This is a genomic window from Pseudomonas sp. P8_229, from assembly GCF_034008635.1.
Classification (GTDB): domain Bacteria; phylum Pseudomonadota; class Gammaproteobacteria; order Pseudomonadales; family Pseudomonadaceae; genus Aquipseudomonas.
This window is the reverse complement of the sequence record NZ_CP125378.1, coordinates 3,733,762-3,748,254: the sequence shown is the minus strand read 5'-3', so window position 1 is coordinate 3,748,254 and position 14,493 is coordinate 3,733,762. Positions and strand designations below refer to the sequence as shown.

Annotated in this window: 11 protein-coding genes; 4 read left to right on the top strand and 7 right to left on the bottom strand. The window is 62.1% G+C overall.

The genetic code is table 11. From position 1 onward, the window contains the following. Window positions 1-158 precede the first annotated feature (158 nt). Entirely contained in the window at window positions 159-1,055 is an 897-nt protein-coding gene (locus tag QMK55_RS16880; RefSeq protein WP_102357064.1) for a PA4780 family RIO1-like protein kinase, read from the bottom strand. Window positions 1,056-1,373: 318 nt separating this feature from the next. Then, window positions 1,374-2,651 carry an acetyl-CoA C-acetyltransferase gene (locus QMK55_RS16875; RefSeq protein WP_320329606.1) on the bottom strand — a complete coding sequence of 426 codons (1,278 nt, stop codon included), beginning with the start codon at window positions 2,649-2,651 and terminating at the stop codon, window positions 1,374-1,376. Window positions 2,652-3,000: 349 nt separating this feature from the next. Here QMK55_RS16875 and QMK55_RS16870 point away from each other — a divergent pair, with 349 nt between their 5' ends. The 4 genes from QMK55_RS16870 (at window position 3,001) to QMK55_RS16855 (ending at window position 8,916) form a co-directional block, all read left to right on the top strand. Beyond that, complete coding sequence (locus QMK55_RS16870) at window positions 3,001-4,353, top strand: 3-oxoacyl-ACP reductase (protein WP_320329605.1); 1,353 nt, start codon at window positions 3,001-3,003, stop codon at window positions 4,351-4,353. Window positions 4,354-4,355: 2 nt separating this feature from the next. Beyond that, window positions 4,356-5,210, top strand: coding sequence for a MaoC family dehydratase (locus tag QMK55_RS16865; RefSeq protein ID WP_320329604.1), 855 nt, complete (start codon window positions 4,356-4,358; stop codon window positions 5,208-5,210). 326 nt (window positions 5,211-5,536) lie between these two features. Then, a complete protein-coding gene (locus QMK55_RS16860) occupies window positions 5,537-7,111 on the top strand; it encodes a collagen-like triple helix repeat-containing protein (protein WP_102357070.1) in 1,575 nt (524 codons plus the stop codon). Between the two features lie 134 nt (window positions 7,112-7,245). Then, window positions 7,246-8,916, top strand: a complete 1,671-nt coding sequence (locus QMK55_RS16855) for a ShlB/FhaC/HecB family hemolysin secretion/activation protein (RefSeq protein WP_320329603.1) — start codon at window positions 7,246-7,248, stop codon at window positions 8,914-8,916. A 146-nt stretch (window positions 8,917-9,062) separates the two neighbouring features. Here the strand turns inward: QMK55_RS16855 and QMK55_RS16850 are convergent, their stop codons facing one another. From QMK55_RS16850 to QMK55_RS16830, 5 genes are all read right to left on the bottom strand, one after another. Continuing rightward, window positions 9,063-11,462 (bottom strand): autotransporter outer membrane beta-barrel domain-containing protein, encoded by a 2,400-nt coding sequence (locus QMK55_RS16850; protein ID WP_320329602.1) that lies wholly within the window; start codon window positions 11,460-11,462, stop codon window positions 9,063-9,065. 219 nt (window positions 11,463-11,681) lie between these two features. Further along, window positions 11,682-11,954: a DUF3613 domain-containing protein gene (locus tag QMK55_RS16845; protein WP_320329601.1), complete on the bottom strand. Its 273-nt coding sequence runs from the start codon at window positions 11,952-11,954 to the stop codon at window positions 11,682-11,684. Between the two features lie 17 nt (window positions 11,955-11,971). After that, complete coding sequence (locus QMK55_RS16840; RefSeq protein WP_102357076.1) at window positions 11,972-12,694, bottom strand: tetratricopeptide repeat protein; 723 nt, start codon at window positions 12,692-12,694, stop codon at window positions 11,972-11,974. Window positions 12,695-12,717: 23 nt separating this feature from the next. After that, window positions 12,718-13,602, bottom strand: coding sequence for a type II secretion system F family protein (locus tag QMK55_RS16835; RefSeq protein WP_102357077.1), 885 nt, complete (start codon window positions 13,600-13,602; stop codon window positions 12,718-12,720). A gap of 1 nt (window position 13,603) precedes the next feature. Continuing rightward, window positions 13,604-14,488, bottom strand: coding sequence for a type II secretion system F family protein (locus tag QMK55_RS16830; RefSeq protein WP_102357079.1), 885 nt, complete (start codon window positions 14,486-14,488; stop codon window positions 13,604-13,606). Window positions 14,489-14,493: the final 5 nt, after the last annotated feature.

Below are 14,493 nucleotides of genomic sequence, written 5' to 3'. Positions count from 1 at the left end.
CACTCTTGCTAAATGACACGCCGCCATCGCGAGCAGGCTCACTCCGACAAGGGACCTGCGGCGTTTTCGAGCAGGCTCATTCCTGCAGGGGATCTGCGGTGGTTCTGGCAATGGGGCAGGCACAAAAAAACCGGCCGAAGCCGGTTTTTTTTAAACGCTTACTGCATCCACGGTGGCGGCGGTGGTTCGTCGGACTTGCCCTTCGGCTCGTCATCCGCCGCACGGATCGCCTGCTTGCGCTCTTCATCCAGACGCGCCGCTTCGATCTCGCGCAACACGCCGCCGACGTCGGCCAGGTCTTCCGGATCGTCGAACTCGCCGGTCAGCACACTGTTCGGGTGCAAGATGCCAGCTTCGTACAACGCCCACATTTCCTTGGCGTACTTGGTCTGCTTCAACTCCGGGGCAAAGCGCCCGAAGTACGAAGCCATGTTGCCGACATCCCGCTCCAGCATGCTGAATGCATGGTTGTTGCCCGCCGCATCCACCGCCTGCGGCAGGTCGATGATCACAGGACCTGTCGGGGTCAGCAGTACGTTGAACTCCGAGAGGTCACCGTGCACCAGACCGGTACACAACATCAGTACGATCTGCGAGATCAGGAACGCGTGATATTCGCGGGCCTGATCCGGCTCCAGCACCACGTCGTTCAGACGCGGCGCGGCGTCGCCGTATTCGTCGGCCACCAGTTCCATCAGCAGCACGCCATCGAGAAAATCGTACGGCTTGGGCACTCGCACGCCGGCACCGGCCAGACGGAACAGCGCCGCGACTTCGGCGTTCTGCCAGGCATCTTCGGTCTCTTTGCGACCGAATTTCGAGCCCTTGGCCATCGCCCGGGCCTGCCGGCTGTTACGCACCTTGCGGCCTTCCTGATACTCGGCCGCCTGGCGAAAACTGCGTTTGTTCGCCTCCTTGTAGACCTTCGCGCAACGTAACTGGTTACCGCAGCGCACCACATAAACAGCTGCTTCTTTACCACTCATGAGTGGGCGCAGCACTTCGTCGACCAGACCGTCTTCGATCAGGGGTTCAATGCGTTTTGGAGTCTTCATCAGCTTTTATTGTGGGTCCTTTATTACCAAACACGCGAATGTCACTCGTTATACGGCAATCCTCGCGCCACGGGGAGGGGTTGCCGACCTGTGAACCCTGTGGATGCACACACTGTGCCGAAATAATCGGCCATTGTGGATCATAGCTGAGCACACCTTGTTTGTAGTTATCGGCCGTCGAGGGCATTTGCGACAGAATCTGACACGACACCAATCCCCGTGGCAGCGGGATTGCTCGCGAAGGCAGTGTGTCAGACACAATGACGGCGACTGCCACAGCCCCTTCGCGAGCAAGCTCGCTCCCACAGTAAACGATGCTCAGCGTTCGATGATCGCGGTGACGCCCTGGCCGCCAGCCGCGCAGATCGAGATCAGCCCGCGTCCCTTGCCCGCCGCATCCAGCAGTTTCGCCAGGTTGGCGACGATCCGCCCGCCGGTCGCGGCAAACGGATGCCCCGCCGCCAGCGAACTGCCTTTGACATTCAGCCGGCTGCGGTCGATCGAGCCCAGCGGCGCGTCCAGCCCGAGGCGGGTCTTGCAGTATTCAGAGTCTTCCCAGGCCTTGAGCGTACACAGCACCTGCGCGGCGAACGCTTCGTGAATTTCGTAGTAGTCGAAGTCCTGCAAGGTCAGCCCGTTGCGGGCCAGCAGACGCGGCACCGCATACACCGGCGCCATTAACAGGCCTTCGGCGCCGTTGACGAAATCCACCGCCGCCGCTTCGCCGTCGCGCAGATAGGCGAGGATTGGCAAGCCACGCTCCTTCGCCCATTCCTCACTCGCCAGCAGCACCACCGAAGCACCATCGGTGAGCGGCGTGGAGTTGCCCGCCGTCAGCGTGCCCTTGGCGCTTTTTTCGAAGGCCGGTTTGAGCGCGGCGAGTTTTTCCAGGGTCAGGTCGGGGCGCAGGTTGTTGTCGCGGGTCAGACCGAGGAACGGCGTCATCAGGTCGTTGTGCCAGCCTTCGCCGTAAGACGCAGCGAGTTTTTGATGGCTTTCCAGAGCGAGTTGATCCTGCTCTTCACGGGGGATGTTCCAGGTCTGCGCCATCAACTCGCAGTGCTGCCCCATCGACAGACCGGTGCGCGGCTCACCATTGCGCGGGAGCTCCGGGATCAGGTCTTTGGGCCGCAGCTGCAGGAAGGTTTTCAGCTTGTCGCCGGTGGTCTTGGCGCGGTTGGCCTGCAAAAGAATCTTGCGCAGGCCTTCACTGACGCCGATCGGCGCGTCCGACGTGGTATCGACGCCGCCAGCAATGCCGCAATCGATCTGGCCGAGGGCGATCTTGTTCGCCACCAGCAAGGCGGCTTCCAGCCCGGTGCCGCAGGCTTGCTGGATGTCATAGGCCGGGGTGGTGGGTGACAGTCGTGAGCCGAGCACGCATTCGCGGGTCAGATTCATATCCCGTGACAATTTAAGCACCGCACCCGCCACCACTTCGCCGATGCGCAGGCCGTGCAGGTTGTAGCGTTCGATCAGGCCTTCAAGGGCAGCGGTAAGCATCACCTGATTGCTGGCAGTGGCGTACGGCCCGTTGGAACGGGCGAAAGGGATACGGTTACCACCGATGATGGCGACGCGGCGCAGCTGACTCATGAAAAGCTCCTTTTCCAAATGGTCGAATTCACCTGAAACCCTTGTAGGAGTGACCTGTAGTGAGGGGATTCATCCCCGATGGGTCGCGCAGCGGCCCCCCTCATTGCACTCGCGATACATCAGGGACATCGCGCGCACTTATGCGACTGCTTCGCAGCCGATCAGGGATAAATCCCCCCACCACAGGTCACCCTGCAGGGTTCAGCGTTGTTACTGAATTTGTGTTCGGCCACAAAACCATCGGCGGCCAACTACTCTGCTGTTCTAGCGTAGGCCTTATTGCGTGGATCGAACGATTGATTGCCGTGGGTAGTCCACACTTTGAACCCCAACTTTTGGAGAGCGTTCCATGTCTGACCGCTATATCGACTTCGCCAACTCGTCCATCGGCCACCGTTTGGTCGGGGCTTTGGGCCTGCCGTCGCCGGTGCGGCTGGAACGCTGGCAGGCCGGACGCCTGCGCCCGGTGGACGGCGCGCTGCTGATTGGCGGCGGGCCGCTGGCTGAACGCGTCAATGCGTTCGCCAACCGCCTGACCGATGCGATCTACAGCTACGGCACCGAACCTTCGCTGGCCACTGCGTGGATTCCCGGGCATGGGCCGAAACTCAAGGCCGTGGTGTTCGACGCCAGCGACCTGCAGCACACCGACCAGCTCAAACAGCTGCGCGAATTCTTCCAGCCGCTAATGAAAAATCTCGAGAACAGCGCGCATCTGGTGATTCTCGGCCGCGCCCCGGAAAACCTGCGCGATCCCTTCGCGTCCAGCGCGCAACGGGCGCTCGAAGGTTTCTCGCGCTCACTGGCCAAGGAGCTGCGCAGCGGCGGCACGCTGCAACTGATTTATGTCGGTGACGGCGCTGAGGAACAACTGGAAGGCCCGCTGCGGTTTTTCCTCTCGCCCAAGAGTGCCTTTGTCTCCGGGCAGGTGATTCGCCTGACCGCGTGCGCCACACAAGTTACCGACTGGACGCGACCACTGGCCGGACGCAAGGCGCTGGTTACCGGCGCGGCCCGCGGGATCGGCGCGTCGATTGCCGAGACCCTGGCCCGCGATGGCGCCGAGGTGATTCTGCTCGACGTACCACCGGCCAAGACTGATCTGGACGCCCTCGCCGCGCGGCTCGGCGGCCGGGCGATCACCCTCGACATCTGTGCCGAAGACGCCGCTGCGCAGCTGATCGAACAGTTGCCGGACGGCCTCGACATACTGGTGCACAACGCCGGCATCACCCGTGACAAGACCCTGACCAACATGACCCCGGAATTCTGGGACGCGGTGCTGGCGGTCAACCTCAATGCCCCGCAAGTGCTGACCAAGGCCCTGCTCGACAGCGGCACTCTGCACGACCATGCGCGGGTGATTCTGCTGGCGTCGATCAGCGGTATCGCCGGCAATCGCGGACAGACCAACTACGCCGCGAGCAAGGCCGGTTTGATTGGCCTCGCCCAAGCCTGGGCGCCGACACTGCTCGAGCGCGGCATCAGCATCAACGCCGTGGCGCCGGGCTTCATCGAAACCCAAATGACCGCACACATCCCGTTCGGCCTGCGTGAGGCCGGGCGGCGCATGAGTTCGCTGGGCCAGGGCGGCTTGCCGCAGGACGTCGCCGAAGCCGTCGCGTGGCTGGCACAACCGGGCACCGGCGCGTTCACCGGCCAGGCGCTGCGGGTCTGTGGACAAAGTGTTCTGGGGGCGTAGACATGAGCATTGAATGGCACACCCTCGACCGCGAACCGAGCCTGCCCGGGCTGTATGCGCGGGCCGCGACGCGCCGCAAGATCACCGGCACCCAACTGCCCGACAGCGGTTTGCGCTGCTGGGTCGATGTCGACGCGCAGAAACTGGCGGCCTATCGCCAAGTCTGCAGCTTTGCCGATGACGGACTGTTACCGCCGACTTATCCACATATCCTTGCGTTCGCGCTGCAGATGCAATTGCTCACGGCAAAGGATTTTCCGTTCCCGTTGCTGGGGCTGATTCACCTGAGCAACCGCATCCGTGTATTGCGGCCGATGGGCGGGATCAGCCGCGCGCAAGTCAGTGTCCGGGTGCACAACCTGCAACCGCATCCCAAAGGCGCGACCTTCGACTTGCTGACCACGCTGGATGATCAACTCGGGCCGCTGTGGGAAGCCGAAAGCCAGATGCTCTGTCGCGGGGTGAAACTTGATGGTGAACCCGTCGAGCAAAGCTGGGAGCCCACGCAGGTGTTGACGCAGGTGGCGCAATGGAAAGCGCCGGCCGACATCGGTCGGCAATACGCCAAAGTCTCGGGCGACTACAACCTGATTCACCTGAGCGCCGTCAGCGCCAAGCTGTTCGGTTTTCCCACCGCGATTGCCCACGGGTTGTGGAACAAGGCGCGAACGCTTGCGGCCCTTTCCGATCACTTGCCCAAGGCCAACCTTGAAGTGGCCGTGCACTTTCGCAAACCGGTGCGCCTGCCCAGTGAGGTTTCGCTGCTGGCGACTGCGCCGGGGTCGAGTGGAGAATTGCGTCTGATCGGCGCCGGGGACCTGGAGCACATGGTCGGGCAGTGGCAGCCGATTGCCTGATCCTTCGCCAGAGGTTTTCTATCCGCTGAGGGTTCGCCAAGCCTGTAAATTGTGTGTATATCACTTAAGTTTTTCCGCGCCGCGCATCGCGCGCTGAAAAACACCCAGCCTTGATTCTCAAGGCTTTTTTTTGCGCGTTTATAACCTGGGTATTAGTCCTTAGGCGCTGCACCGCGCCTTATATATAAAGGCGTTAATACCAACTTGAGAATGGTCGGAACCTGCGGCGCGATTGAGATTGGCACCACGGACGAGGCATCACCGGCAACAGATCGGTGAGCCATCGAATGCAACGAACGTTGTGACAGGTGCAAGGAATCTCAATCATGAAAACTCAAGTGTGGTGCAAATCGGCAACAGCGCTGGCATTGATCCTCTCCCTTGGTCTCGCGGGCTGCAGCAGCGGCGGTGGCGGCCATCACAGCAGCTCCGGCAGCTCTTCGCCAGACAGTGCAACCTCAGGCACTGGCGGAACCAGCGGCACGAGCGGTACTGGAGGTACTGGTGGCACCGGTGATACCGCTGGCACAGGCGGTACCGGTGGAACGGGCGGAACGGGTACAACTGGCGGTACTGATCCAACCAAACCGACCAATCCAACGAATCCTACTGACCCCACGAATCCAACCAACCCGACCACGACGCCGCTGGTAACCACGACCCTGGTGCAGGATGTCGGCAAAACCGTCTCCGGCGTCGGTGATGGCGTCGGCCAGGTCGGCGATTCGCTGAGCACCGTTCCGGTCGTCGGTGGCGTCGTGCAAAGCGCGGCCAACACCGCCGGCAATGTGGTCAGCACCTTGGGTAATGGCGTGGCCAACGGCATCGGCAAGCTGGGCACAGTCGACAATGGCCTGGGCGTCACTGCCTCCTCGGTGGGCGGCGTAGTGGCAGATGTCGGCACCGGCGTCTCTGACCTGAGCGGCAAACTGGCGACCGCCACCGGCAGCGTTCCGGTCGTCGGCGGTGTGGTCACCAAAGTCGCACCGGTGCTCGACGGCGTCGGCGAAAAAGTCACCATGCTCGGCGACACCCTGAGCCTGGCCACCACCACCGGTCCGCTCGGCTCAGTGACCAAGAGCGTCGGCAACGGCCTGGTACCCGTGATTGCGATGGTTGAAAGCACCACCGACAAAGTCGGCGATACGACTGGCCTCGGCGCTCCGCTCAATGGCGTCATCGGCCAGGTCGGTGGCGCAGTCAAAAGCTTGGGCGGTCAGGTTACCGGCGCCGGCAGCGGCAATGCCCTGACCAATACCGTCGGCGGCGCCCTGACCAACGTCGGCACCACGGTCGGCAAAGCCGGCGGGCTGGTCGACAACGGCAGCACGTCCGGTGGTGGCTTGGGCGGCGGTCTGGGTGGCGGTCTGGGCGGTACCGGCCTGCTGCAAACTGTTGGCGGCGCCGTGGTCAATGTCGGCGGCGGTCTGAACGCAGGCAACACCAACGGTGCGGTCAGTGCCGGTGGCGTCACCACCGCTTCGCTGGGCAACACCATCGCCTCGCTCAACACCGTACTCGGCGGCTCGGGCACACCGATCACTGGCACCACCTCGCCGCTGGCGACAGTAGGGGCCACTGTGGGCGCAGGGCTTAATCCGGTGACCACTGCGGTCACCAGCGTGACTCAACAAGTCGGCGCCTCGACGGGCCTGGGCGCACCGGTCGCCGGTCTCACCGGTCAGGTCGGCGGAGCGGTCAGCACAGTCGGCGCGACCATCGCTTCCACCAACAACCCGGTCACCACGGCGGTCGGCGGTGTGGTCAGCAACGTAGGCGGTACCGTCGCCGCCGTCGGAGGCCTGCTCAACGGCGGCACCAGCACCGGCGGCACCACAACCGGTGGCCTGGGCGGCGTACTCGGTGGCCTGACCGGCACTCTGGGAGGCACCACACACTAAATTGCACCTGGCCGATTCGACGGCCTCACCTACAGCGCCTACGCTTGGTTGAGGGCGGAAGACTCCCACGAGTCTTCCGCTTTTTTCTTAGGAAAAAATCAGCCCAGTGCTGTGATCTGACCACGGAGTGTCCTATGCGCGTAATGGCATCCCTGCTGTTCCTCAGTCTCAGTTCCGCCGCCCTCGCCGACACCCTGCCCAGCTTTCTCAACAGTAACGAAACCACCCGCAATCTGCCTGTGCCGAACCTGCCGGCGGATGCCTATCGCCCGGCCACCACGCCCCTGCAAGTCCCCGAACCTGGCGCGGCCGCGACACAACCGCTGCTGATGGAGACCAAGATCAATCTGAAGACCGTGCAGATCGAAGGCGGAACGATCTACCCGCTCAACGAACTGGCCGAAGTCTATAAACCCCTGATCGGCCACCAGACCAGCCTGGCCGATCTGATTGAAGCCACGCGCAACATCACCCGTCGCTATCAGAAAGACGGCTACCTGCTGTCCTATGCCTTCCTGCCGCAACAGCGTTTCGACGGTGGCGTGGCCCGGGTGGTGCTGGTCGAAGGTTATGTTCGCGATGTCCAGGTGCAGGGCGATGTCGGCCGGGTCAAGGGCCTGCTCGACGAACTGGCGGCAAAAATCCAGGCCGAACGGCCGCTGACCCGCAAGACGTTCGAACGCTACACCACCCTGATGACCCGCATCCCCGGCGTGACCATCCAGGCGCAAGTGCCGCCGCCCGGCACCACCGACGGCGCGACTACCCTGGTTGCCCAAGCCAGCCGCAAAGCGTTCACCAGCAGCCTGAACTCCACCGAAGATAACCGTAACGGCACTCAGGCACTGCTTGGGGTCAGCAGCAACTCGCAGACCGCCATGGGCGAGCAGTTGACCCTCAGCGGACTGTTTCCGCCGGGGGACGATCATGAGCATTACTACCGTCTGGACTACAACCAGTTCCTCAACAGCGAAGGCACGCAACTGAGTCTGTTCGCTTCACGCTACCGCTCCGACCCGGGCACCAATGTGCTCACCAGCGATGGCTTCGAACTCAAGCCGCACAAGGAGGACGACCGTTATTCCATCGGTGTCAGCCACCCGTTCATTGCGGCGTCAAACGAGTTGCTCAATGGCGGTGCGCGGCTGTATGCGGTGGATGACAAAAACCGTTACGACGTGGTCGGCTACCCGGTGAGCATCGAGGAGCGCACCAACGTGCGCGCCCTCGCGTTCGAAGGCGACTGGCGCAAGACCGATGCCCGGCAACTGCGGATTCTCAGTGGCGGCCTGTATCAAGGTCTCGACAGCATGGGCGCGCACTCCAACAACCCGGCACTGGACCAGAACTTCCTGCGCCTGCGCCTCTCCGGGGTGCAGAGCGACAAGTTCTTCGACAACTGGCAAGGCGTGCTGTCGGCGGCGCTGTACTGGAGTGACGACACCCTGCCCGACAGCGAGCGCGCAGTGTTTGGCGGGCAGAATTTCGGCCGTGGGTACCCGGATGATCAGGCGTCGGGCGACAAGGGTTGGGGTGCGGCTTACGAGGTCAACTACAGCTTCAATCGCGACGGCAACTGGGTGCGCATTCTGCAGCCGTACGTAGTGCTGGACCGGTCGAAAACCTGGTTCAACAAACTGCAGGTGCAGAGCAACGACCTGTCATCGGCGGCAGTGGGCCTGCGCTTTGGTGATGCCAAGTACTACAACATTGCGTTGGAGGCGGCCAAGCCAATGTCGGATGAAGCGCTGGATACGTTCAATCGTCGGGCGCGCTACAGCATCAGTTTCAGCTATCAGTTGTAGGGGCCAGGATTACCTTTTCAGCCTTGAGTCAAAACAAATGTAGGAGCGAGCCTGCTCGCGAAAGCGGTGAATCAGCCAACTGTTTGGTCGACTGATACGCCGTCTTCGCGAGCAGGCTCGCTCCCACAGGTTTTACGTTGTGTGAATCAGAACGCGTAACGCACCTTCGCCGTGAAACCATCGGCATCGAAACCGCTCGACGCTACATGGTTATAGGAGCCCCCGACACTCCAGGCACCCATTCGGTAGTTGGCGCCCAGATCCAGCTCATAGCTGTCACGCACCGGCGTGGTGCCACGGCTGACGGACGACTCACCGCCCAGCACAAACGCCGAAGTAGTGCTGACCTTGTCGCCAATGAAGTCATGCCAGGCCATCAGTTTCGCTTCGGGTTCCAGGCTGCCGTTACCGACATCGAATGCTGCCGCCAGACGCGCACCGACGCCCATCTCACCGACTTCATAACGTTGGCTACCGACATTGAGCGACGCCGAACTGCCCTTCTCGCGATACGCATCCATGCCCACATTGGCATAGCGCGCGCCGACCTGAGGCTCCAGCACCACATCCGGCATCAGGTGCAAGCTGTAACCGGCCAGCGCGCTCACACCGAACACGTCACTGTCGTAATCAGCCTTGGCCCGGGTGCCGGCGATGTAACGCTTGGATTCGTTGTCGTTCCAACCGTACATCAACGACGAGTCCACGAACCAGTTGTCATGCACCCAGTTGCTGTACAGCGTCAGCGCATGCCCGGTGACGTTGGTCTTGTTGCCGAGATCGGATTTCACATCGGTATCGAGATAGCTGTAGGCCAGACCCAGCGTCATGTCGGCATTCAACTGGCCATCGGCACCCACCGCGATCCCGTGGCTGTCGGCGTCATAACCGGCCACGCCACGGCGCTCGTCCTGGTTGGCGTCGCTGCTCAGGGTTTGCAACCACACGCCTTTTTCCGGATTGCCGGTGGCCGAGCGGGCGCGGCTGGAGCGATCGTTGATCACACCCGTTACCAGCGTCTGGCTATTGGTGGCCGCGTGAAGCACGCCACGGCTGACATCCGGACTGAGGGTTTCGCCCAGCCGTGCCAGTTCGGCATCGGTGCTGGCGTTGGCGAATGCCTGAAACACCGGATCCTGCTCATCGAGGTGCGACAACAGCCCCGGCACATGCCCCACCGCCGTCGCCGCATTATCACCGCCGCCGACTGCCAGGGTGTTCTCGGCCAGCACCTCGCTCGACTTGGTCGTCACCACGCTCGTGATGTCATTGCCGACAACGCCGAAGCTCTTTACATCCAGCAGCGCAGAGGTCGACGTCACGCTCAGGTTGTTGCCACCGATCAACTCGCCCGAGCTGATCAAGGTATAACGCGTGCCGCCCGGGGCGACCCTAAAATCGCTGGAACGTGCCAGCAGACGCAGTTGAGCGCCCGGTGCGATGTCCGTGGTGCCAGTGACTTTCAACACCGGCAACGCCGGGTTGGTGTCGTTGCCCAGGTACATTTCCAGCACCGAGTTCGACTCTTCCATGTCGAAGTCGCCAATGAAGGTGGTGTGCGGCTTCATCAGGGTCAGCGTGCCCTCCTCGATGGTGACGTAGCCGGAACGGATGGTCGAACCGTCGAAGATGGCGTCACCGTCGACTTTCACCCCGGACAGACCCAACAGATCACCACGGACGGTACCGCCGTAGAAGCTGAAATAACTCTCACCGTCATCCACCTGGATCGCCGCCTTGCCACCCTCGATCAAACCATTCTGCTGATAGATCCCGAACGGCAGAGCGCCAGTTGCCTGGCCGCTGACGTGAACACCAATATCCTCGCCGGAGAGAGTGCCGTTGTTGAACAGCGCAATGGCATTCGTGCCCGCGGGACGCGTGAATTTGACGCCCTCGAACACCAGCGCTTCGGCGTTGCTGCCGGTCGCGCGGATGGTCCCCGTGTTGTTGACCGACAGGCTCATCGTGGTGCCGTCGAGCAACACGCCCAAGGCATCGGCACCGCTTGCCGTGATGGAGCCTCGATTGGTCAACCCGGTCATGTTGGTGTGCACCAGCAAGACGCCGCTGGCTGTCTGACCGCTGACGTCGATACTGCCTTCATTCGATAAAGAACCGCCCAGCGTGCTGCCAATATCGGAAATACCGCTGGAATTGCCAGAGTCGGTCAATCCGTGAATCGAAATGGAGCCTTCGTTAATCACAGAGCCGGTGATCCGGGTGGGCACCAGCCCGGCGGTGCTCATGCTGATGCCGGCGCCAAAACTGGCACCGTCAATCTGGATATTGCCGCTGTTGCGCAGTTGATCCGCCGTCACGCCCGTGAGCTGTGCGCCATAGGTCAAGGTCGACGCTGAGGCCGGCGCGATATTCCCGTTACCGCTCAAAGTGACCAGCCCAAGGCTCTGCAGATTGCTGGTCAGCGGACCACTACTCAGATCGTGGTTCAGGCTTGCGCCGGCGGCGACAGCGAGGGATGTGTGCAGTGTGCTGGCAGCAATGGAGAGCGCCAGGACAGAGCGGCGCAAACGAGCGGTATTCACGAGAGATTCCCTTCCAGAACATGAGAAACAGTTTCAGCAGGGTTCATCACGTGATTCAGGCATCCCTACCGACCCCACCAGGTCGTCTGGTTCGGGCGCGGGGAATGTACAGGAGCCATCATTTTGATACCACCTAAAAAGTCAAAGTGATGGCGCCAATTTCCAGATGGGCGCTCCCACCCTGCGCAGGCGTCTACACGATCAGGTGGCGCCATCGACCTAGTTTTTGGTCTCGATCTTGCCGCCCGCATCCGGGTCGTAGAAATCCGGGATCTCGTATTTGTACTTTTTCAACCAGCGCTGCATCGCCAGTTCCCGTTCGGCTGCCGTGGCGGTTTGTGGTTTGGGCGAAGCGGCCTGGTTGCGGCTTTGCAACACCAGCCAGCCTTCGGTTTCCTGTTGCTGCGCCGAAGCCGGACCGGCGTCGATCGCCTGAGCCGCGAGCGGCAGGCTGAGCAGGGTCAGGCAGCACACACGGTACAAGGTGTTCATGGTGATCTCCCTGAGTTTCACTTGAGCGTCGACGGTTGTGGGTCAACCACCACCGCCACCTGATTGGCGGCCGCTGCCGGAGCCTTGGCCGGTACCTTGAGTTTCTCCGCACGGCTCTGGGCTTCGGAAAACTGCTCCGGCGTCAGGTGCGCACGGCTGACGATTTCGGCGGCTTGCTGCCAGTTGTTCTGGTACAGCAGCAAGGTCACCAGATTCAGCGGCGCCAGTTGATCGTTCTGCTTGAGTTCAATGGCAGTGAGGAACTCGAACCGGGCGTCTTCAAGGCGTAACTGGTTGAGGTAGACCACGCCCAGGTCGTTGCGGATCTTGTCATTGGTCGGCGCCAGGCGCACCGCGCGCTGCAGGTGCGCCTGGGCCTGGCCGTTGTCGCCACGCGCCGCATAGAGCTGGCCCAGGCCATGTTCGGCATCCGCCGTCAGGCAGCTGCCGAGCAGGCCGCGGTACAGCGGTTCGGCCTCGTTGCGCCCCAGTAACCGATAGACCTTGGCCTTGCGCAGGCGCACCTCGACCAGGTTGTCGGGCAGGCTCTGCAGGTTGGCCAGACTGGCGTGCAGCTTGCCGTCGTTGGCCAGATCGTCCGCCAGGTTCAGGGCCAGTTCCTGCTCGGAATCGAGCTTGCTGCAACTGGTCGGTGCCAGCATCGCCGACCACGGTGCCTGGCCGTCGGTGGCACAGCCACCGAGCATCAACAGACTTGCCACGACAATCAGTGCTTTCATCAAACGCTCTCCACGAGCCAACGTCAGTTTGCAAACGCCCGGGTAATCGCGGTGAACCCCGGGCCGGCCAATACGATCAGCAAGGCAGGAAACAGAAACAGCATCATCACCACCGACATCTTCGCGGACATCTTCGAGATGTATTCCTGCAGTCGGGTCAGGCGCCGATCATCGAGCAATTGCTTGAGCGCCAGCAGCGATTTCATCGCCCCGCCGCCCTGCTGGATCAACTGTTGCAGGATCACGCAGGTGTCGGTGAATTCATCGACCGCGAGCATCACCGCGGCCTTGTGCAGTTCCTGTCCCAACTCAAGTCCCGAGTCGACCCGTGCCAGAATCAAGCGCAGTTCACGGGTCAGTTCCGGCAGCAGTTTTTGCCCTTCCATGCTGAGCACGCGCAAGGCTTGTTCGACCGCCATACCGGACTCGAACAGGATGCGCAGCAACGGAATGAACGTGGAAATTTCCACGGCGATGGTTTTCTGCCGACGCCCGGCGGCGTACGCCAACAGCCGCTTTGGCAGCAGGTAGCCGCCACCCGTGGCGAACATGGGCACCAGCCAGCCGTTGGCCGCGTGGGGGAAAAACACTTCCTGCAGAAAGATCGCCAGCCCCAGCGCCAGCAACGGCGTGCCGATCTGGCAGGCGGCGTACAGCGAGCGCTCACTGGCGCGGCGCCAGCCGAGGCGGCTGAGCAAGGTCTGGGTTTCGCTGTCGATGCTCACCGAACGCTGGCCAAAACGGCTGCTGCCCAAGGCGCGCAGCCAATGGCCGAAACGGTTCTCGCGCACCAGATGGCCCTGCAACCGCTGGTTAATCTGACGCACCCGACGCCGCTCCGTCAGCAGGTGGTTGACCACCAGTAACAGCGCGCCGAGCAGCAACATCAGGGCGGCGAGATAGACCATGTCAAACACTCCGCAACATGCGCCACAGCGCCAGGCAGCCGGTCACTTGCAACACCACGGCGATGATCAACATGGTCTGGCCACCGGAGTCGTGCCACATGCCGAGCATGTAGCCGGGGTTGGTCAGCATGAAGTAACTCACCAGGATCACCGGCAGCGAACCCAGCACCCACGCCGTCATGCGCGTCTCGCCAGTGAGCGCGCGCAATTGCCGGGCGCCCTGATCACGCTCGCGGATCAGCTTGATCAGGTTCTCCAGCAACTCGCTGGCATTGCCGCCGTAGCGATGGTTGACCTTCAGCCCAAGGGCGAACATGCGCAGTTCGTCCTGTTCATAAAGTTCGGCGAAATCGCTGACCGCATCCGGCAGGTTGACGCCCAGTTGCACGTTGCGCTGCACCCGCCCCATGGCCTTTTTCAGCGGATCGTCACTCGCCTCGATGCTGCCCATGACCGCATCACTCAAGGTGCGTCCGGACTTGAGGCTGCGCACGGTGTGGTCGAGCAACTGCGGCAACTGCTCGATCATGCGTTTGATCCGGCGGTGGTACAGCCAGGAAATGTACAGACGCAAGATCAGCGGCGGCGCCAGCAGCATCGTCAGCAAACCGATCCAGCTTGCCAGCAGATACCCAAGAGCAATCGCCGCGCCCCACAGCGTCAGCCACAGGCCGAAGCGTTCGGTGGGACGGCCCAGCCCGGCACGCAAAAACATCCGTTCAAGCCCGACCCAGGTCGGCGTCTGCGCGGCCAGTTGTGGCTGTCCTGCCGCGAGGCGGTTGAGCACGCGCTCGTTGCTGGTCTTGTGGATACCGTGCAGGAAAAGCCAGATCGACAGCCCGAGCAGGATCAGGCAAAGCAGGATGAGAATGGCCGGTCCGATCATGATGT